The sequence below is a fragment of the Amphritea sp. 1_MG-2023 genome (genome assembly GCF_030547545.1).
Lineage (GTDB): Bacteria > Pseudomonadota > Gammaproteobacteria > Pseudomonadales > Balneatricaceae > Amphritea.
Map to the genome: position 1 here is coordinate 119542 of NZ_JAUOQE010000003.1, position 20710 is coordinate 140251.

The 20710-nt window shown below is 47.7% G+C and carries 16 protein-coding genes; 10 read left to right on the forward strand and 6 right to left on the reverse strand.

The genetic code is table 11. From position 1 onward, the window contains the following. Positions 1-16: 16 nt before the first annotated feature. The 4 genes from Q4488_RS03310 to Q4488_RS03325 all read right to left on the reverse strand — a co-directional run bounded on the left by Q4488_RS03310 (position 17) and on the right by Q4488_RS03325 (position 5876). The gene (locus Q4488_RS03310; protein ID WP_303579033.1) at positions 17-1774 is read right to left on the reverse strand and encodes an FAD-binding protein; all 1758 of its coding nucleotides are present in this window, start codon (positions 1772-1774) and stop codon (positions 17-19) included. Between the two features lie 4 nt (positions 1775-1778). Next, positions 1779-1994, reverse strand: coding sequence for a ferredoxin family protein (locus tag Q4488_RS03315; RefSeq protein WP_303579034.1), 216 nt, complete (start codon positions 1992-1994; stop codon positions 1779-1781). 24 nt (positions 1995-2018) lie between these two features. Next, positions 2019-3401 carry a ferric reductase-like transmembrane domain-containing protein gene (locus tag Q4488_RS03320; protein WP_303579035.1) on the reverse strand — a complete coding sequence of 461 codons (1383 nt, stop codon included), beginning with the start codon at positions 3399-3401 and terminating at the stop codon, positions 2019-2021. A 486-nt stretch (positions 3402-3887) separates the two neighbouring features. Further along, a complete protein-coding gene (locus Q4488_RS03325) occupies positions 3888-5876 on the reverse strand; it encodes a sigma-54-dependent Fis family transcriptional regulator (RefSeq protein WP_303579036.1) in 1989 nt (662 codons plus the stop codon). A 393-nt stretch (positions 5877-6269) separates the two neighbouring features. Between Q4488_RS03325 and Q4488_RS03330 the strand changes: the two genes are divergently transcribed. The 9 genes from Q4488_RS03330 to Q4488_RS03370 all read left to right on the forward strand — a co-directional run bounded on the left by Q4488_RS03330 (position 6270) and on the right by Q4488_RS03370 (position 17898). Beyond that, positions 6270-8414: a hydantoinase/oxoprolinase family protein gene (locus Q4488_RS03330; RefSeq protein ID WP_303579037.1), complete on the forward strand. Its 2145-nt coding sequence runs from the start codon at positions 6270-6272 to the stop codon at positions 8412-8414. Between the two features lie 34 nt (positions 8415-8448). Continuing rightward, a complete protein-coding gene (locus tag Q4488_RS03335) occupies positions 8449-10782 on the forward strand; it encodes a hydantoinase B/oxoprolinase family protein (RefSeq protein WP_303579038.1) in 2334 nt (777 codons plus the stop codon). 103 nt (positions 10783-10885) lie between these two features. Next, positions 10886-11386, forward strand: a complete 501-nt coding sequence (locus tag Q4488_RS03340) for an acetone carboxylase subunit gamma (protein WP_303579039.1) — start codon at positions 10886-10888, stop codon at positions 11384-11386. A gap of 105 nt (positions 11387-11491) precedes the next feature. Continuing rightward, positions 11492-11944, forward strand: coding sequence for a protein-export chaperone SecB (gene secB, locus Q4488_RS03345; RefSeq protein ID WP_303579040.1), 453 nt, complete (start codon positions 11492-11494; stop codon positions 11942-11944). Positions 11945-12031: 87 nt separating this feature from the next. After that, positions 12032-12223 carry a hypothetical protein gene (locus tag Q4488_RS03350; protein WP_303579041.1) on the forward strand — a complete coding sequence of 64 codons (192 nt, stop codon included), beginning with the start codon at positions 12032-12034 and terminating at the stop codon, positions 12221-12223. Between the two features lie 325 nt (positions 12224-12548). Then, the gene (gene codB / locus Q4488_RS03355) at positions 12549-13802 is read left to right on the forward strand and encodes a cytosine permease (RefSeq protein ID WP_303579042.1); all 1254 of its coding nucleotides are present in this window, start codon (positions 12549-12551) and stop codon (positions 13800-13802) included. Beyond that, positions 13802-15043 (forward strand): PucR family transcriptional regulator, encoded by a 1242-nt coding sequence (locus Q4488_RS03360; RefSeq protein WP_303579043.1) that lies wholly within the window; start codon positions 13802-13804, stop codon positions 15041-15043. Before codB ends, Q4488_RS03360 begins: the two co-directional genes overlap by 1 nt. Further along, positions 15030-16286, forward strand: a complete 1257-nt coding sequence (codA, locus tag Q4488_RS03365; protein WP_303579044.1) for a cytosine deaminase — start codon at positions 15030-15032, stop codon at positions 16284-16286. The genes Q4488_RS03360 and codA overlap by 14 nt, the downstream gene beginning before the upstream one ends. A gap of 121 nt (positions 16287-16407) precedes the next feature. Beyond that, positions 16408-17898 (forward strand): FMN-binding glutamate synthase family protein, encoded by a 1491-nt coding sequence (locus Q4488_RS03370; RefSeq protein WP_303579045.1) that lies wholly within the window; start codon positions 16408-16410, stop codon positions 17896-17898. Positions 17899-17955: 57 nt separating this feature from the next. Here the strand turns inward: Q4488_RS03370 and Q4488_RS03375 are convergent, their stop codons facing one another. Continuing rightward, complete coding sequence (locus Q4488_RS03375) at positions 17956-18174, reverse strand: PA3496 family putative envelope integrity protein (protein WP_303579046.1); 219 nt, start codon at positions 18172-18174, stop codon at positions 17956-17958. Positions 18175-18380: 206 nt separating this feature from the next. Beyond that, a complete protein-coding gene (locus tag Q4488_RS03380) occupies positions 18381-19262 on the reverse strand; it encodes a MurR/RpiR family transcriptional regulator (protein ID WP_303579047.1) in 882 nt (293 codons plus the stop codon). A 228-nt stretch (positions 19263-19490) separates the two neighbouring features. Between Q4488_RS03380 and Q4488_RS03385 the strand changes: the two genes are divergently transcribed. Beyond that, positions 19491-20618: a TRAP transporter substrate-binding protein gene (locus tag Q4488_RS03385; RefSeq protein ID WP_303579048.1), complete on the forward strand. Its 1128-nt coding sequence runs from the start codon at positions 19491-19493 to the stop codon at positions 20616-20618. Positions 20619-20710 lie beyond the last annotated feature (92 nt).

The window sequence follows — 20710 nt, forward strand, 5'->3', positions numbered from 1 at the left end:
TAGGGCCGAGGCTGCCTTAAGCAAACTTAGGCCACTGATTAAAGTGTTGTTTTTCTAACTGCATGTCGCCTTTTTCATCTTTATAAATATTGATCCACGCTTGCCAGTTTTCATTATCAATCTCGGGGTAATCCAGACGGTAATGGCTGCAACGGCTTTCTGTGCGCATCATCGATGCTCGCAGTTTCATCTCTGCCGTATGGATCATATTCATGGTTTCATGAGCAAGGCGAAGATGATGTCGATCAGATGCCATCAGCATCGGCCCGTGATGCTCTTTTAATTCCTCAATATAGGCCAACGCCGCTTGCATCATGCGCTCTTTTTTAATGTATAAGACAAAGTTAGGAATCATGACGCTTTGTAATACCTGAGTGACCCAAGCGGGGCTATAGCCAGTCTCGCGTTTAAGTGGGTAAAGGATCTCTGCTTTGGTTTGCACTATTTTTTCACTGGGTATGGCAATACGCGTGACGCTTTGACTGGCTTTAGCGGCAGCTTCGCCGGCGATGGCGCCTTGTACTGCTGAGCCTGCCATGGAACTACCGATCTGAGTATAAATACCGCCAGACATATAGGAGCCCAATGCATCGCCTGATGCCCATAAGCCGGGAATGCTACTCAAGCCGGTTGCATCGATCGGCACTAAGCCTTCGGATTTATGTATTGCCATTCCCGCCGTTGAACCGCCTACCGATTCATTGCCCATACCCGGGGGGCCTTGAGGCTTATCTTGAGAAAAGAGCGCTCGTAAACCGGTGGCTTCGGGCTGTTGTGGCGGCGGACCCGCCTGACGAAAGGCTTCTGGCACATAAGGCCCTGCAGAGGCATCGTTATCTGCTGCTTTATTTGCGCCGGGCCCCATACTCACCGGGCCACCATTGATATAGGCGGCATAGTTCATATCCACCCCGAGATGGTGATTAATCTGTGCTGAGGTGGTGCTCGGTAACTCTTCTATCTGACCGTGCCAGTTATCATAACTGGAGCCGGAATTTTTAGCCGAGGCGGGATGGCCGTCATTCCACTCTTTACCGGTGATTTTAGCACCAATGTTATAGGCCATAATGGTGCCATCATGAGTGAGGTCACAGAGTGGAAAACCATTGGCTTTAAAGCCGCCAGAACCGGTACAGAGTATGACTGTTTTAGCGGAAAAGTTGAACACCGTATTATGATCTAAACTAAACCCTGATGCGCCGACGACTCGCCCCTGTTCTTTGTGAAGGTGGGTCATCATGATGCGTTCCATGGTCGGGATCTGACGTTCTCGCATGGGCTTGGAAAAGCTTTCGAAGCATAGCGGCGAGTCGAAGAAGCCCCACTCTTTTAATTCGGCCACTCGGTCGGCCGAGTGATCTAACAGTTGACGAGTAAAGACCGGGTTATTGGTGCCGATGGAAGAGTCGGCGACTTTGGCTAAAAACTCATCGGGGCTCATTTTGGCATTTTTCTTATCATAGCTAAAAATGCCTTTACCGAAGGGCGTTAGCCCTGAGCTGCCTAGACGGCCTTTTGAAACCATTAATACGTTGGCGCCGGCATCATGGGCTTTTACCGCGGCAAAGAGCCCAGCAATACCACTGCCAATCACTAAAACATCGGTTTCTAGGGCTTTTTCTTTAAAGCTGTCGGCATCGATAGAAGGCTGATTTCGGCTCGGTGCTTCCATGGGTGGCATGGGCGGCATATGTCCGGCCATGGCGGTTGCACCGATGGCACTACCGGCAATACCGAGAAACATCCGGCGAGAGATAGGTGTAGTCTTTGACATGGGGTTACCTCCAAGAAACGACGACAGGGATCGATTTTTCCGGGGTAATGCTAATGGCATCTACCGGGCAGTAAAGACGGCATAAATGACAGATTTGGCAGTCTTCTGGGTAGGCGATATAAGCGCGTCCCTGATCATGATCAAACTGTATAACGTCGGTAGGGCAGGTTTGCACACAGGTTTTACAGCCTATGCAACCCGCAATTTCACTAATGGGCATGATCGTGTTCTCCTCAACCTGCGGTTAAAATGAGAGGTGTTCGAAATGGATATTGGCACGGGATATCTTTAATGATTTTAGGCTTTTATTAACGCTGGTAATCATCGGTTTTGGGCCACATAAGTAGACAGTCCAGTCGTCCGGGCTCTCACTCTTGATAACGGCTTCAATGCAGCATGTATCAATAACGCCCTGATAAATATCGGTGCAAATTGGGGCTGTAAGACAGGCCAATTGTTGCTTGAAGTTAGGCATTGTCTTTTCTAAGCGTTTAATCTCATCTTGCAGCACCATCTGATCCATATGGTTATTGCCGTATATCAAGCGGATTGGACGAGGATCGTGAGCTTCGGCTAAACCGCGCAACAGGCTTAGCATTGGGCCGATACCAGCACCACCGGCAATTAAAACGATCGCTTTTGCGTTAGCGGATTCGGCTAAATTCATACTGCCGTAAGGACCATCGAGATACACATCCTGTCCGACTGTGAGTTGATTCAGTTTTGATGTGTAATCCCCCAAATTACGAATAATAAAGGAAATCTTTGGCAGATCGCGCTGACACGAAGCGATTGAGAAAGGGTGCTCTTTGACGCCACCGCTGTGTTGACTGGTGTTTAACCAAACAAACTGACCGGCGGTAAAATTAAACGCTGAATCACTTTTTTTCTCGATGGTTACCTGCCAATCGGTGCGACTGATCTGTGAGACATCCAGCAGTTTGAAAGGCTGTGACCGTTGTATAAATGGTTTAATAGAGTAGTTGTATAGCACCATGGCGATGGATGCTGAACAGAGTGACCACCAAATGAGATTGAAGCTTGCTTGAAACTGACCATGACTGCCGACGCTGGTTACATGCAGTGTGGCGAGGATGGTAATAACGACAAACCCCAGCATATGGCTAAAACGCCATGTTTCATAACGCAGGGGCAGCGCGTCTTTAAAGATTGCCGTCAGTATCCAGATAATCATAGCGACCCAAGCGATGAGCCCTGTGAGCATTTGTGGGGCGGTGATAACGGAGATCAGACTATGCATACCATCATTGAATGACACCATGAAACGGGGCGCTAGAATGAGTATCGGATGAAACAGGAAAATGATTCCCAACCATTGACCTACTTTTTTATGTCGCGAGATACTCCAATCAATATTGGCGAATAAAGGGATCTGTTTTAAGCGGCTGGCTAAGGGAAATTGTATATAAAAGGCCATCATCGCTAACATATTGATGGTCATCAGGGTGGTCGCGTAGCTATCTTGATGGGCCATATCGAGTGCGAAGGTGGCGAGAAAGGGGAGCGATAGCAAGCTTAAATAACCCAACGTTAGCCAAATTTTTTGACTAAGTTTAAAGCCGAAGCGCTTACCGGATCGCCCGAAAAGGGTTGCTAGCGTGGTCATAATGGTCATCCAATTGACGATGAAGGTTTATCTAAGCAAGGTGCGAATAAGTCCGTTATGTCCGCCCTTCGGGGCTTTCAGAGAAGCAGGATCTCAGCGTTAACATTTTTCGACGTACAACCAGTATGCCTGTAACGGTTGCCTTGATCTCCAGCTTCTCTGTAAGCCAGAGGCGTCATTGACTTATTCGCACCTTCCCTAAGCACTTATATGAACCGTCAGGCGGCGAGCACCAAGTACGGAATAAATGTTTCTTTAGATAGTATTATGGGTGTTAAATGCAGCAAAACCATGAATAGATTATGGATTAAATATGGACGTTTACCTGAGAGCGTCAGCTATCCTCGAGACCGATAGCTGACACTAAGCGACAGCATTTAAGTACGGATATAAGCGACTTATAACCAGAATCCTAGAAAAATACCGTAGACTCGGGCTGTTTTTTTACAACAGCAGCGAGCCTGCGATGATGCTTTTTAGGGTTGATTATGTTGTGCGGTCAATGCCATATTTTTGCAGTTTGATATACAGCGTACTCTTGGCAATATTTAATGCTTTAGCGGTGCGAGTTAGATTACCGCCTTGTTGTTGCAGGGTACGGCAGATAACCTCTCTTTCCGCGTGCTGTAACGGGGTGTCTGTCTCGATCGTTTGATGCCCATGGCTAATAACCGCGCTGCTGTTTTGCAACGGTGTTGGCAGGTCTTCAGGTGTGAGTTCTGCTGCATCGGTTAGGAAATAGGCGGCGGTAATGAGATTACTGAGCTCGCGGATATTTCCGGGCCAGGAATGATGTTCAAGTTGTAATTTTAATGCGTGGCTAAGCTGCTTTTTTATACCGCCATAGCGCTGCGTTAACTCTTCGAGCATATGTTCCGCGAGTTGAACGATATCTTCATGCCGTTCGCGTAGAGGAGGAATGGTGAGGGTCATGGAGGATATGCGATAGTAGAGATCCATACGAAAACGGCCTTGCGCGACTTCTTCGGCTAAATCTCGGTTAGTGGCGGCAATCAGACGGAAATTGACCTTACGTGGCTGTGTTTCGCCGACGCGACAGATTTCAGATTCTTGCAGTACTCGTAGAAATAGTGGTTGAAGATCCAAAGGCATCTCGCCTATTTCATCGAGAAACAGGGTACCGCCGTTAGCCGCTTCAATTTTACCGATCATGCCGCCACGACGGGCACCGGTGAAGGCTCCTTCGATGTAACCAAATAGCTCACTGGCTAACAGATCCTTGGATAAACTGCCGCAATTGAGCGCGATAAACGCTTTGTTATTGGCGGGGCTTACCTCATGCATGGCATGCGCAAACAGTTCTTTACCAACGCCGGTTTCGCCTTGAAGTAATACCGGAATTGGCGCCTTGGCTAAACGGGAAGCTTGTTGAATTAATTTTAGAAACAAAGCATTACGACCGACAAGCCTTGAAAAGCCAGGTTCATGAATTGGCTCCGATTGATTAGCGGCATGATGTATTGCTGATGGCTGTCGAGTGGGGAAAGGCACCACTGCGAGAATGCCAATCTGCTTATCTTGATAGTGAATAGGTTGCAGCCACTGCGGCTGAAGTTGGTTGATAATCGAGGTCGCTTGCGCTGAGAAAGTGCCTTTTTGATTAAGTCGCTGAATGGGATTGAAGGGCGTTAAATCGATGTTTAAACCGCGCGCGGCTAATACGCGATCGGCCTGATGATTGTTGCGAATCACATGGCCTCGATTGTCTAACAATAGCAGGCCGTCGTTACTCGGTGTGTTGAAGCGTTCGAGAGTTAGGCTCAGTAACAGGTCTCGTTTAGCGAGACGATGCTGAGCCAGTTGCCCCTCTATTTGATGAGCACCGGATACGGCGAGTGCTAGGCAATAGTCATGCAGTGTATCTTTGAGGCCAGAGATATTCACGGCTCCTAAAATGCTGTGTTCGAAGGGATCGCGAATAACGGCTGCAGAGCAGGTCCAATCATTGATATTTTCACAAAAGTGCTCATAGGCATGCACCTGAATGGCAAGGCCGGTATTCAGGGCGGTACCAATGGCATTCGTACCAGCAACACGTTCATTCCAATTAGCCCCCGGCATCAGTCGGTAATCATTGGCAAGCGCACGGGTATGTTCATCACCTTGGGAACATAAGATGATGCCGCTTGGTGCGACCAGATGCATAATGGTTCCAGAATCTGTTAATAGATCTTTGGCATCGTTAATGATCGGTTTAGCCGCTGATATGAGTGCTTCATGCTGATCGCTGAGAGAACTCAATTGGCTGCCTTCAACCTCAAGTCTGTTGCTGGCCACCAATGGATTAACGTCTTCTTTAAGACAGCGTTGCCATGAGGCTTGGATGACGGGGCGCACGGCATTATCGTTGAGCGCACCTTTGTTTAGTAATGTTTCTCGGGCCTTGGCTATTTTCAGAGGCTGCTCGACGGCAGCTGTGCCTCGCAGAGTATTTTTTATATTGACTGTATTCATACCGTTTTTTTTATATTTATGGATACGTAGTCTAATACTGAACCTACTATCGTCGATTTTCAATCGTCTATTTTTTAGCCGTTTTTAATATGACGGTGTTTAACTTTCTAGCCGTGTCTGTCTCGATCCCCTGACTTATCTCATCGCTCAAATCGACTTTTTAAAAGCGCCTGATTACCGGACGGTGACCGACCGATTATCGAACGGTTATTGCGCTAATTGCCGAGCTAATCTCCCTAAATAAATAATAAGCGTCTGATTTTTATGTAATTTTATTAATTGGCACAGCCGATGCTGTTAACTCAGGCAATCAGTTTCGGCTGATTGAGATCCTTACCTAGGCAAATTCCACCGGGTAAGTAGAGACAATAAAAATAATACGAGGATACGATTTTGAATCAATTAATGAATCCAGTAGAAGTGCTTGGGATTGATGCCGGCGGCACCATGACCGATACCTTTTTTGTCCGCGCCGATGGCGAGTTTGTAGTCGGTAAAGCACAAAGTAATGTTAATGAATCACAGGCGGTACTCGAATCGAGTACCGATGCCTTGGCGCATTGGGATCGCAAGGTTGAAGATGTTTTTCCAGAAATGGTGACCTGCGTTTTTTCCGGTACGGCGATGCTCAACCGCGTGGTCGGTCGAAAAGGGCTGCGTACCGGGTTAATTGTGAGTAAAGGATTTGAAGATTTTCATCGCATGGGCCGCGCGATTCAGAGTTATCTGGGCTATGCCTTTGAAGATCGTATTCATTTGAATACTCATCGTTATGATGACCCGCTGGTGGACATCAAAGATACCCGTGGCGTAACCGAGCGAGTCGATTCCAAAGGTAATGTGGTGATTGCCGTACGGTTACATGAAGCCCGTGAAGCGGCTCGCGAATTAATAGAGCAGGGGTGTCAGGCGATTGTTATTAGCTTGCTCAGTTCCTATCTCTATGAGGATCACGAAAAAGCCGTTCGCGATGCTTGTAAAGAAGTGGCGCGTGAGATGGGCGTCGATATTCCTGTATTTGCCTCCGTCGATTACTACCCCGTGCGTAAAGAGAGTCATCGCACCAATACCACCATTCTCGAAGCCTATGCGGCAGAACCCTCAAGAGCGACATTGGGCACTATCAGTGACAGCATGAAAGATGTCGGTGGGCAGTTTGATTTGCGAGTGATGGCGAGTCATGGTGGCACCATCAGCTGGAAAGCCAAAGAGCTTGCTCGTTCGCTGGTCTCTGGGCCGATCGGTGGTGTTATTGGGGCTAAATATCTGGGTGAAAAGCTGGGCTATGAAAATATTGCTTGTTCCGATATTGGCGGAACCAGCTTTGATATGGCGTTGATTACTAAAAACAACTTCGCCATTCATAAAGATGGTGATATGGCGCGTTTAGTGTTGTCTCTGCCTTTAGTGGCGATGGATACCATTGGTGCGGGCGCCGGTAGTTTTGTGCGTATTGATCCGCACGCGAATGCGATCAAGCTAGGTCCCGATAGTGCTGGTTATCGGGTGGGCACCTGTTGGCCAGAAGGCGGTGTGGATACGGTATCAGTGACCGATTGTCATATTATTCTCGGTTATCTAAATCCCGATAATTTCTTGGGCGGTATTCTTGAGCTGGATGTTGATCGTGCGCGTCGCGAAATTAAACGTCAGATTGCCGATCCTTTAGGTCTATCGATCGAAGATGCTGCCGCCGGTGTGATTGAGCTACTCGATCTGTCACTGCGTCAGCATTTACGAGCGATGATTACTGGTAAGGGTTATAGCCCGACGGATTTCGTCTGTTTCTCTTACGGTGGTGGTGGCCCCGTACACGCCTACGGTTATACCAAAGGCTTGGGCTTTAAGGAGACCATTGTTCCGGCTTGGGCAGCAGGCTTCTCGGCTTTTGGTTGTGCGACCGCCGACTTTGAGTATCGCTACGATAAGAGCGTTGATATCGGTATTACGGAAGAATCGAGTCGAGATGATATTTGCGCGGCAACGACAACCTTGCAGAACGCTTGGGATGAACTGCGGAACAAAGTACTAGAAGAGTTTCGTATCAATGGCTTCAAAGATGAAGAAGTGACACTGACACCGGGCTATTCCATGCAGTATTTGGGACAGCTAAATGATTTGGAAATTGATTCACCGCTGGGCTCGGTTACCGGTGTTGAAGATTGGGATCATTTGGTTGAATCATTTAACGAAACCTACGCGCGGGTTTATGCCGATGCGGCGCGTTCTCCTGAGCTAGGCTATGGCATCACCGGTGCCATTATGCGTGGCACTGTCGAAACGAAAAAACCTAATATTCCCGAAGAAGCCAAGGTTGGCCCCAACCCCTCAGCCGAGGCACGTCAAGGTACGCGACCTTTTTATTATGAAAAATCATGGGTCGAGGCTGATATTTTCAAAATGGAGCTATTGCAGCCAGGTAATGAGATTAAAGGGCCTGCCGTGATTGAGTCGGATGCCACTACCTACGTAGTACCACCGGGCTTTGAAACCTTCTTAGATGAGAACCGACTGTTCCACCTGATTGAATGCGACTAATCCGATAATAAATACAAAAAATTGAGGAAAGCAGATGACTATTCAAGAGAAATTCAATGGCGATAACACTAGACCGGCGAGTCTGTTAAAAAGTGGTTTGACGTTAAATGATCATCGTAATTTGATTCTTAAGCGCACCGAAGAAACCGGTTTTTATAACGGCTTAGAACAGTTGGAGTTTAAAGAAAACGATCCTATTGGTTATGAACGGATTTTTTCTAAGCTACGTGCAGGGTTGGTTAACTCCCGTGAGGTAGCCAAAAAAATTGCCGCATCACCGATTGTCGAGCAAGAGGGTGAGTTGTGCTTCACCCTCTATAATGCCGCCGGAGACTGTATTGCCACATCGACAGGTATCATTATTCATGTTGGTACCATGGGGGCGGCGATTAAGTACATGATTCAGAATAATTGGGAAGCCAACCCGGGTATTAATCCCGGCGATATGTTTACCAATAACGATTGTCAGATTGGTAATGTGCATCCCTGTGATATCGCCACCATTGTGCCTGTTTTTCATGAGGGAACATTGATTGGTTGGGTCGGTGGTGTGACACATGTGATCGATGTGGGGGCGGTAGGCCCGGGTTCAATGTCGAACGGTCAGGTGCAACGGTTTGGCGACGGGGTGCAGATTACCTGCCGTAAAACGGGGGTCAATGATACGCCGTTACGTGATTGGCTACATGAAAGTCAGCGTAATGTGCGAACCCCTAAATACTGGATACTGGATGAGAAAACTCGGATTGCCGGTTGTCATATGATTCGCGATCTGGTCGAAGAGACGGTGCGTGAAGAAGGCTTGGAGGCTTATGAAAAATTTGCCACTGAGGTCATTGAAGATGGTCGCCGAGGGCTCGTTAGCCGGATTAAAGCGATGACCATTCCCGGTAAGATCAAAACCGTGGCTTTCGTGGATGTTCCTTATGCTCATGAGGATGTGGCGGTACCATCGCCCTTCGCCAAAGTCGATACCATCATGCATGCGCCTTGTGAGATTACCATTAAGCCAGATGCCTCTTGGCGGTTGGATTTTGAGGGCTGCAGTCGTTGGGGCTGGCATACGTATAATGCCAACCCAGTTGCGTTCACCAGTGGTATTTGGGTGATGATGACGCAATCGTTGGTGCCCACCGAACGTATTAACGATGGTGCACGTTATGCCACTGAGTTTCGTTTACCGAAGGGGACTTGGACCAATCCCGATGATCGACGTACAGCGCATGCCGATGCTTGGCACTTCCTCGTATCGTCATGGAGTTCGTTATGGCGCGGTGTTAGTCGTACCTATTTTGGTCGAGGTTATCTGGAAGAGGTCAATGCCGGTAACTCTAACCCCTGTAACTGGTTACAAGGGGGCGGTATTAACCAAGAGGGCGAAATCCATGCGGTGAACAGCTTTGAAACCGCCGCCTGCGGCACGGGTGCCTGTGCGGTCAAAGATGGTTTAAATCATGCCGCGGCTATCTGGAACCCTGAAGGTGATATGGGGGATATAGAGATCTGGGAGTTGGCGGAACCTCTGCTGTATATGGGCCGGACGATTAAAACGAATACCGGTGGCTATGGTAAATATCGCGGAGGGCTCGGATTCGAAACCCTGCGTATGGTGTGGGGGTCGGCCGATTGGACCATGTTCTTTATGGGTAACGGTTATATGAACAGTGATTGGGGCATGATGGGAGGATACCCTGCAGCCACTGGCTATCGCTTTGAAGCACATAATACTGGCCTGTTAGAGCGTATCCAAGAGGGTAAATCATTACCGCTGGGTAAAGATCGCGATCCGAGTGAATGCGAGCTTGAAAAACACCTAAGTGACGATGCGTTGGTGAAACGGGATAAACAGTGTATTACCACCGAAGCGATCTTTGAGAACGGTGATCTGTATCTTAACTATCTGCGTGGTGGGCCTGGTTTTGGCGATCCATTGGAGCGTGATATTGCTGGGGTTGAAAACGATCTAAATCAAAACTTTGTGTTACCCGAGTTTGCCGAAAAGATATACGGCGTGGTGATCTCTCAAGATAAAGACAACACCTGGTGTATTGATGCGCAAAAAACGCAGGCACGGCGTGCGGCTATCCGTAAAGAGCGTATTGCGCGTGGCACCCCAACGCGACAGTGGATGGAGACCGAGCGTCAGCGCATTTTGGATAAAGAGGCTTCGGTGCAGGTGCAGCAGATGTTTGCCTCAAGCTTCTATCTATCTGCAAGCTTCCTTAACGAGTTTAAAGCATTCTGGGATCTACCGGATAGCTGGGAACTACTCGAAGAGTCGCTGGGGACACCTATGTTTGGCGCTAAGCATCATATGGATCTAAGTGAGTTGCCTGATGTCCATCCGGTCATTATGACCGAGCAGTAAGTACTGCTGGGGGGCGCTGCTGGGGGGCTTAGTGCCCCTCATGATGGCTTTTCACATTGAAATCTAATAACTCAAATCTAAAAACAATAAAGAGAGACTGATTATGTCAAATTTTACAAAAAAACAGGTGGCGGATCTGGTTAAAGGTAGCCTTGATTGGGATACCTTACACATGATGTTGTCCATGCCGAAGGACAAAGAACGTTATGCTAACTATATGTCAGTACTGCAGGATCAAGTGTCCTGGGATGACAAAATCATTATGGCATTTGGTCCACATCTTTTCTTGGCCGAAACGAGCGCCGACAAGTCGTTAGTGACCAAATGTTCCTGCGGCCATGACTTTGGCGATTACCGTACTAACTGGAAGTTGAATGCCCTGGTGTATGTGCGGGATGACGAAGAAAAAATGAGTCAGGTCTATCCAACACTCATGGCACCTGATACGAGCTGGCAGGTGTATCGTGAATATTATTGCCCGTCTTGTGGGGTGATGCATGATATTGAAGCGCCTACCCCTTGGTACCCGGTTATCCATGATTTCCAGCCGGATATTCCGGCATTATTTGATTGGTTGGATCTTCCCGTGCCGGTTAACGCGTAATGAATAAGACTCGATTCGACATCATCTCTGATCGCTGCTTGACAGTGATGTCCTCGGTGTTGAGTCGAGTCCTCATGGTTAGTTTTTTTAGTCCTGGAGCCGCTTATGTCAAACAATAACAATGAATCACAGGGCCCTGAAGCCCCTTTCTTTGCATTACAAAAAATCTATGTCAAAAACTCATCTTTTGAATCGCCCAATACCACTCGAGTATTTCGCGATGAATGGAAGCCAACGGTATCAATGGATCTGAATACCACCTATGAGCAAGTCGACGACGGGTTATACGAAGTCGTGCTATCTGTTTCTCTCACCGCTCAAAATCAAGATCAACTCGCGTTTGTCGTTGAAGTTGATCAAGCGGCTGTTTTCATGATCAGCGGCTTTCCGAGTTCACAACAAGCGGAAGCGCTCGGGGTTGCTTGTCCTTCAGTGATGTTCCCTTATTTACGCGAAACCCTTGATCAGATCATGGTGAAGGGCGGCTTCCCGCCATTGATGCTGGCGCCGGTGAATTTTGATGCGTTGTATGCCGAGCGAAATCGTAAAACGGCCTAAACAAACAGACATTGTGGCAGGGTATATTCAGTGATCGATGCCGGGTGACTGAATATACCGCTATTATTCTCTCAATGGAGGCTGGATATGTCAGCAAGCCGACGGCGTTTATTTCTCGAACTTAACGGGGTTAGCCGGATGAAACCGATGCAAAAGCGGGTTTGTAAAATATTTCTGTCGGCCGTGTGTTTTCTGCATCGGCGGCGGTGTTATCTGAAGAGAAAGGTCAATGACTGGATTCGTGAAAGTGAAGCAGTTGATCGTCATCTGTTGAAGTAATCTGCAGCCATCAGGCTGCAGTAGCTGTGTATTAAACGTTGTAGAAAATGCATATCGAATGTTATCGCTGAATTATCGATAATCCTGTTATTCGCTACTTAAAAGCGCAAAAAATAACCTTTTGCTACAAATAGAGGCATGTGTAACCACTGTGCTTTTTCTAGGTAGTTGTTTTTTTGTGCAGACTGCACTGATAATAAACCATAAAAAAAGTAGATATATAACACCTGAATCCGTATCGCTGAGTGACGCTATCGATGGTATAAACTTTGCCTTGGTTAAGGTTGAACGATACATATCAACCTGAATAAGAGCGGAGCATGCAATGGAAACTTCAGATTATCCATTAAGCGAAGTGCCTAAAAGTGAGCGTAAAGGGCTGCTTTCAACATCTATTTTATTACTTGGATTTACTTTTTTTACCGCCACTATGTGGGCCGGAGGGTCGCTAGGTAAGGCGTTCACCTTTGATGAACTGATACTGGTGATTGTTGCGGGTAACTTGATACTGGGTATCTATGCTGCTGCGTTGGCTTATATCGCTTGTAAAAGTGGTTTGAACTCGGTCTTGATGGGGCGTTTTTGCTTTGGTGAAGTGGGCAGTAAGCTGTCTGATTTTATCCTAGGCTTTACTCAGATTGGTTGGTATGCCTGGGGCACCGCGACGGTGGCAACGGTGTTGGTAAAAACAACGGGATTACCAGCATCACTCGAAATTCCACTGATGATCGCCTTTGGTATGGCCTTTTGTCTTACCGCCATGGTGGGTTATCGAGGCCTTGATTGGCTGTCGCGTTTTGCGGTACCCGCGATGATGTTGTTTATTATGATTAGCCTCTACACGGGTTGGGTGGATATCGGCGGCGTTAATGGTCTCATGGCACAGACGCCCACGGAGAGTCTTAGCTGGGCTGCCGCGATGACGATGATTATCGGTACCTTTGTGAGTGGCGGTACTCAGGCAACTAACTGGAGTCGTTTTGCTAAAACGCCGAAGGTGGCCGTCATGGCGACCCTAGCAGCATTTTTTCTGGGTAACGGCTTAATGGTGATAACCGGTGCGATGGGCGCGCTGATCTATCAGCAGGCTGATATCGTTGATGTGATGATAGCACAGGGTTTTGTGGTGCTAGCGGTACTAATGTTACTGCTGAACATCTGGACGACTCAAGATAATACCATCTATAACTTTGCGGTGGCGGGTTGTAACTTGCTGCGTACCGATAAGCGTCGTCTCGTCACGGTGATTGGCGCGGCTATCGGCACCGTTTTAGCGGTCGGGGGAATGTATAACTTATTGATCCCTTTCCTGATTTTATTGGGCACCTTTATCCCTCCTATTGGTGGTGTGATTATGGCGGATTTCTGGGTGAATCATAAAGGACGCTACCCTAAACTTGCCGAGCAGACACTGCCCGCGTTTAACTGGTTAGGCTTAGGGGCTTATGCGATCGGTTCTCTCGCCGCATACAGTTCGCCGATGCCGCCCATTGTTGGGGTGTTAGTGGCAGCGATTAGCTATGTGATATTGGTAAAACAACCATTCACGAATACCTCTCTTGATCCAGTGGAAAGTTAATGTCGATAATTTGTGCTGATGTTTCACGGTTACCCGGCCTTGAAGCTATCAATATGGTGGCGGGCTTACGCGGTAGTCAACATGCTGTGCGTTGGCCCTATGTCGCCGAAGATGAAACGCTGGGGTCTTGGTTACGCGGCGGTGAACTGATTTTCGTCACGGGGATTAATAAACGTCGTTCTGAAGACAATCTGCAGCGTTTGATTCGAGAGGCGGTGGAGTATGGCGCAGCGGGGATCGTTATTCTGACGGGGTCTGAGTTTATTCAAAGCATCCCTAGCAGTGTCAAAGCGCTCGCCAATGCGTTGGGTTTTGCGCTGTTTGAACAACCTTATAGCTTGCCAATGGTTCAGGTGACCGAGGTCATTTGTAATGCGATTGTACAAGATAATTTGATCGGTCAGTCGACGCGGTTGTTTCTGACTCGACTGATCAATGGCTATGCTGATACACCCGAGTTGATTCATCTGCGTGCGGCCGACTTGGGTCTAAGTGATACGCGGCCCTATGCGGTGCTGGCCGTCAGACTGAAAGGTTTTAATCAACGTCTGCGTGATGATCCTGCCGAACAGTGGAAGTTGATACATCAGCGTAGTCTACTCGAAGATAAGCTCACTGAACTCCTAAAGCGTCGAGGCATCGACTGGCCGGTGTTGGAATATGAGCAGGATCTTTTAGCGATCTGGCCGACGGATGCGCAACATTCGCCGGCACTGTCGGGGGAAATTATGCAGGCGCTTGAGTATCTCCCCGCAGAACTTGAGGTGTATGCCGGTATTAGCGATCTGCAACCAGGTTTAAGTAGTATCGCTAAGGCGTCAGAGCAGGCACGACATGCGGTGCAGTTTGCATTACAGCAAGAACAAAAAATGTTTTGTTATGATCAGTTGGGGATTGCTCGATTGTTTGATGCGATTCCACAACGGAGTTTATTGTCACAGTTCTGTCAGCAGCAGCTAGGGGCGCTGTGCTTTGCTCGAGATCAGCGCTCGCTTATGCTCAAGGAAACCCTGACGCACTTTTTGAATTATTTCGGCAATCAACAGCAGGCGGCGGATTGTTTGAGTATTCATAGGAATACACTCAGTCATCGATTGAAGCGGATAGAGCAATTGATTGATTGTCCTCTAAACGATCCCTTTGCCCGTCTTAATTTACAAAGCGCTTTATTGATAGAGCAGATTTTGTTTCAACATCACAATATAGAAAGTCAAAGCGAGAATCACGATGGAAATAGTTAATGCCCGTCTACGAAAAAAATCGGCGCTGCACACGTTGGTGATTGAGCAAGGCCATTTTACCTCAATTACTGAGCAGTCTGCTGATGTGGCAGCGAATGCTGAGCAGATAGACGCGGCAGGTCAACTGGCCTGTGCGCCTTTTGTCGAACCCCATATTCATTTAGACGCGGCTCTCACGGCGGGGGAGCCTCACTGGAATCAGAGTGGCACGCTGTTTGAGGGCATCGAGCGTTGGGGAGAGCGTAAACCTCTACTGAATGAAGCGGATATCCGTCGGCGGGCGCTGCAAACGATCGAGTTACTGGTGCAAAACGGAGTGCAGTATATTCGTACTCATGCGGATGTGAGTGATCCGAGCTTAGTAGGATTGCGCACTCTGTGTGCGCTGCGCGATGAGCTCGCCGATAAAATAGAGATTCAGGTGGTCGCCTTTCCTCAGGAGGGGTTACTCTCCTTTCCCGGCGGACTGGCACTGATGGAGGAAGCCCTGCAGGTGGGTGCCGATGTGATCGGTGGTATTCCGCATTTTGAATACACCCGAGAGCTGGGTGAAGCGTCGATGAAAAAGGTGATTGAACTGGCGCTTGAGTATGATCGGCTGGTGGATGTGCATTGTGATGAGATTGATGATCCAAACTCCCGCTTTCTCGAAGTGTTGGCAGCAGAAGCGCTGTTTAAGCAGTTGGGAAACCGTGTCACCGCGAGTCATACCACGGCAATGGGCTCTTACGATAACGCTTACTGCTCGAAACTGTTTCGCTTACTGAAAAAATCAGGTATCAACTTTGTCTCATGTCCGACCGAGAGTATTCACCTACAAGGCCGATTCGATAGCTATCCGAAGCGGCGCGGATTGACGCGCGTGAAAGAATTAAATGCCGCCGATATTAATGTGTGCTTTGGTCAGGATTCTATCTTCGACCCTTGGTATTCATTAGGTAATGGTAAGCTGTTACGAAGTCTCGATTTCGGCTTACATATCTGTCAAATGATGGGCTATGCCGATTTTAGTTCGGCGTTAGATTTTATCAGTGATAATAGCGCTAAAACTCTCAATGTTGAGCATCGTTATGGTATTGAGTTAGGCAAGCCCGGACATTTTATTTTGCTCGATGGTGAAGATGATTATGCGGTGATTCGTCAACAAGGTGAGGTATTGTTGTCGGTACGCTATGGCGAGATCATTATGCAGCGCGAGAAGGCTAAGAGGTTAACCGATAACTGGATTGATGTCGGTGATTAAGTTTGTTTTCGATGCTTAGCGCCTTGTCGCAACAAATTGCTCGTAGGCAATATCGCTATAACAGGATAGGATGCGTGTTAAGATTTTTGCTCTGTGACAAACAATAACAAGGAGTGCGAACATGATAGATTCCCTCAGCAGCTTTGCGATTAATTTCGTTGCCATCTTGGGCGGTATTCTGTTGTTGGTGTTTATAGGGGCGGTGATTACGGCACTGATTGTTTATCAAATAGATAAACATCAGACACAGCAGACCATTCGTCGAAACTACCCTTTATTTGGCCGTTTTCGTTATGTGTTTGAACACTTAGGCGAGTTTTTTCGGCAGTATTTCTTCGCTATGGATCGTGAAGAGATGCCGTTTAATCGGGCGCAGCGTAGCTGGTGTTATCGGGCGGCTAAGGATATTGATAATACCATCGCGTTTGGGTCTACCCGTGATCTTCGCTCGCCAGGAACCTACTACTTTTTGAACTGTCCTTTTCCGACCCTGGAAGAAGATGCGGTAAAAAATCAGCCCTTGGAGATCGGCCCCTTTTGTCGTGAGCCATACGCGGCTAAATCCTTTTTTAATATATCGGGCATGAGCTTCGGCGCGATTTCAAAGCCGGCGATTAGAGCGCTATCCAATGGTGCGCGGGAAGCGGGCTGCTGGATGAATACTGGTGAAGGCGGGATATCACCTTATCATCTCGAAGGGGGAGCCGATCTTGTGTGTCAGATCGGTACCGCTAAATATGGCGTGCGTAATGAACGTGGTCTGTTGAGTGATGATAAATTAAGGGATAAAGCGGCCTATAAACAGGTCAAGATGTTCGAGATTAAGTTAAGTCAGGGGGCCAAACCCGGTAAAGGGGGGATGTTACCCGGCGAAAAAGTCACGGCTGAAATCGGCGCTATTCGCGGTATAGCGGAAGGTATTGCGTCGATTAGCCCGAATCGACATGTTGAGGTCAATTCCGCCGATGATTTGCTGGATATGATTAGTCATATTCGTGAAGTTACCGGTAAGCCGGTTGGCTTTAAGCTAGTGTTAGGCTCAATCGATTGGCTAGATGAGTTTTGTCAGCGGGTGGTGATGCGAGGCATTGAGCAGGCGCCCGATTTTATTACCCTCGATAGTAGTGATGGTGGCACCGGTGCCGCACCGATGCCGCTGATGGACAGCGTCGGGTTACCGTTGCGGGAAAGCCTACCTATATTGGTTAATCAACTGATTAAGCATGGTCTTCGAGAGCGTATTCGGGTGATTGCTTCGGGTAAATGTATTAATCCAACGGATGTCGCAGCCGCATTGTGTATGGGGGCTGATTTCTGTGTCAGTGCAAGGGGGTTTATGTTCGCCTTGGGTTGTATTCAAGCGCTGCAATGTAATAAAAATACCTGCCCGACAGGCATCACCACGCATAATAAAAACTTACAACGAGGCTTGGTGCCAGAGGATAAAGCGAAAAGAGTGACTCACTATCATAACAACTTGGTGAAAGAGGTCGAAATGATCGCGCATTCCTGTGGCGTGCCTGAGCCACGGAAGTTAAGCCGTAAGCATGCTGCGATAGTGGTCGACAGTGGTCGCTCAGTACCCTTAGATGTGCTCTATCCTGATCTCTAGTCAGGTTGAGTGTCTGTAAAGCCTGTTTTCGCGTGACAGGCTTTTTAGCTGACTCGCTTAGTGATCATCTTCGAGATCATCAAACCAACGTTCATCATTAATTTGATATTCGAGCTCTTTTCGCTGTTTGCGATCTTCAATAGCGCGTCTTACCGATAAACTTTTCTGACGTACTCTTTGCTGTTTAGCCTGCTGTTCATGTTCATCAATACCGATGATGATATCGAAGACTGTTGTTTGGATTTCGTTTAGATCTTGATCTTTCCGTATAAGCATAGCATTGACTCCTACACCTTCTGTCAAGCTCACCCGATCGCTGTATCATCTGATGAGCTAACTGTCCGTTTAACATCGTTGATTAACAGGGAATCTCTTTTTTACAATATTAAAAAGAGAACTTCAATCTGTAATAAGCCGTAGCAGCGGCGCTAACAGAGGTTAATCTTGATGTAGAAATGTGACAAAAAGAGGAAAAAGCAGGTTTATACTTCTGGTTTACGTAAAGGTAGCCGTTTATCGTTCTGACGTAAGCTTTTTAGACTGCGTTTGATTGTTTTCAGATGATCAAGCAGACCCGGCCCTAGTTTCATGGCCACGCCAACCGCTAGTACATCAATGACCACGAGATGGACCACACGGGATGACATCAAGGTGCTGAGGTCTTTGTCTTCTTCAAGATCGATATGAATCGCAATGCTGGCGAGATCGGATAGAGGAGTATTACTCGGGCAGAGGGTGATAACGGTGACTCCCGCATCCTTCACCAGTTTGACCGCGTGTAGTAGGTCTTTGGTACGGCCGGTCTGAGAGATAGCGATGACCACATCCCGTTCTGTAAGTGTGGTCGCTGAGATCATCTGCATATGCGGATCGGAATAAGCGGAGGCGGCAATTTTCAGACGATGAAACTTATGTTGCGCATCATTACACACGGGAGCTGATGCGCCGAAGCCATACAACTCTAAGCGATTGGTGCTGGCAATCGCATCAATGGCATCTTCCAAAGTATTCGCATCGAGTTCCTCTCTAACGCGCATCATATTGCCGACCGTTGAGTCGAAAATCTTTTGCTTAAACTCACTCACAGTATCCTTAGAGTTAAGGGAGAACTGCTCGAAGTTAGCATTGCTAGCAAGCCCTTGCGCTAAAGTCAGCTTGAAATCTTGAAAGCCATCATAGTTAAGCGCACGGCAAAAACGGACAACGGTTGGCTCGCTCACATTCGCTTCAGATGCAAGATCGACAATTCGCATATGAATGACATCGGAAGGATTTTCCAAGACATAATCAGCAACTTTTTGTTCTGATTTACGCAGATTGGGTTTCGCATCGGCGATAGATTTAAGTAGATTGAGCGACTGCAAGCTGATTTCCGTTTTCAGATTAGGCATAACGGCAAGAGTATATCAGTAATTTATCTTAATAGAATAAATGCGTAGGCTTTTTGTGGTTAATAATTGATCAATAGAGGCCGGCTTACACATTGAAATTGCGGCAATTATAACTTGATGCTATGTTCAGGTGTTGATAAAAAAAACATACAATAATACTAGATAGAAACAGCGTTACAATGACGAATTTGGAGAAGCCTTGTGAAACGTCGTGATATTGTCAAAGTCCTCGGTTTAGGGGTCGCTGCTGCAGGTTTAGCTGCCTGTACAGAAGAGAAAGAAACAGTGGCCGCTGATTGTGCACAGCCCGCCGCTGGGGCTATGCCGGACAAACCGGAAACCGTTGAATGGAAAATGGTGACCGCTTGGCCAAAAAACTTCCCCGTTTTGGGAACGGGTGCCAATGAGCTGGCTGAATTGATCGGTCAGATGTCTGGTGGCCGCATTAAAGTAAAAGTGTATGGCGCAAATGAGCTGGTGGGGGCGTTGGAAATTTTTGATGCCGTTTCACGTGGTACTGCCGAAATGGGGCATGGCGCTTCTTACTATTGGAAAGGTAAAACCCGAGCGGCGCAGTTCTTTTCTGCGGTTCCGTTTGGCCTGACGGCTCAGGAGATGAACGCTTGGTTGTATCAAGGCGGCGGTATGGAGCTGTGGGAAGAAGTCTATGCTGAGTTTAACTTGATTCCAGGTGCTGCGGGTAACACTGGCGTACAGATGGGTGGCTGGTTTAATCGTGAAATCAATAATGTTGAAGACCTTAAGGGTCTGAAAATGCGCATACCTGGACTCGGTGGTGAAGTACTTAAGCGTGCGGGTGGTACACCGGTATTACTCTCAGGCGGTGAGATTTTCTCTTCTCTGCAATCTGGGGCGATCGATGCGACCGAGTGGGTGGGTCCTTATAATGATCTAGCATTTGGCCTGCATAAAGCGACTAAGTTTTACTATTACCCGGGTTGGCATGAGCCTGGTACCGCTCAGGAATGCTTTATCAATAAAGACGCTTTCGAAAAACTGCCGGCTGATCTTCAGTTGATTGTACGTAGCGCGTTGCGCATCGCTAACCAAAATATGTTGGCTGATTTCACCGCGAAGAATAATCAGGCGCTGCAGCAGTTGGTGAATGATGAGGGCGTTCAGTTGCGTCAGTTCCCAGATGATGTACTCAAAGAACTGCGCAGCCTATCGGCTGAGGTTGTTGCTGAAGAAGCAGCGAAAGACCCTCTGTCACAAAAAGTCTATGATTCGTTTGTGAAATTCCGAGAGGAATCGATTAAATGGCATGCGATCTCTGAACAGGCTTATCTAAACGCTCGCTCAATGTAAAGTCGATTGACACCGCTAGGTGTTCACTGAGGACGATAAAAAACCCGCCAAGTGCGGGTTTTTTTGTCGTTCAATTTTATCGTTCAATTTTG

Excerpts from the sequence above, each read along its gene's own strand:
- Q4488_RS03310 (WP_303579033.1), bottom strand. The coding sequence starts at position 1,774 with ATGTCAAAGACTACACCTATCTCTCGCCGGATGTTTCTCGGTATTGCC.
- Q4488_RS03315 (WP_303579034.1), bottom strand. The coding sequence starts at position 1,994 with ATGCCCATTAGTGAAATTGCGGGTTGCATAGGCTGTAAAACCTGTGTG.
- Q4488_RS03320 (WP_303579035.1), bottom strand. The coding sequence starts at position 3,401 with ATGACCACGCTAGCAACCCTTTTCGGGCGATCCGGTAAGCGCTTCGGC.
- Q4488_RS03325 (WP_303579036.1), bottom strand. The coding sequence starts at position 5,876 with ATGAATACAGTCAATATAAAAAATACTCTGCGAGGCACAGCTGCCGTC.
- Q4488_RS03335 (WP_303579038.1), top strand. The coding sequence starts at position 8,449 with ATGACTATTCAAGAGAAATTCAATGGCGATAACACTAGACCGGCGAGT.
- Q4488_RS03340 (WP_303579039.1), top strand. The coding sequence starts at position 10,886 with ATGTCAAATTTTACAAAAAAACAGGTGGCGGATCTGGTTAAAGGTAGC.
- secB (WP_303579040.1), top strand. The coding sequence starts at position 11,492 with ATGTCAAACAATAACAATGAATCACAGGGCCCTGAAGCCCCTTTCTTT.
- Q4488_RS03350 (WP_303579041.1), top strand. The coding sequence starts at position 12,032 with ATGTCAGCAAGCCGACGGCGTTTATTTCTCGAACTTAACGGGGTTAGC.
- codB (WP_303579042.1), top strand. The coding sequence starts at position 12,549 with ATGGAAACTTCAGATTATCCATTAAGCGAAGTGCCTAAAAGTGAGCGT.
- Q4488_RS03360 (WP_303579043.1), top strand. The coding sequence starts at position 13,802 with ATGTCGATAATTTGTGCTGATGTTTCACGGTTACCCGGCCTTGAAGCT.
- codA (WP_303579044.1), top strand. The coding sequence starts at position 15,030 with ATGGAAATAGTTAATGCCCGTCTACGAAAAAAATCGGCGCTGCACACG.
- Q4488_RS03370 (WP_303579045.1), top strand. The coding sequence starts at position 16,408 with ATGATAGATTCCCTCAGCAGCTTTGCGATTAATTTCGTTGCCATCTTG.
- Q4488_RS03375 (WP_303579046.1), bottom strand. The coding sequence starts at position 18,174 with ATGCTTATACGGAAAGATCAAGATCTAAACGAAATCCAAACAACAGTC.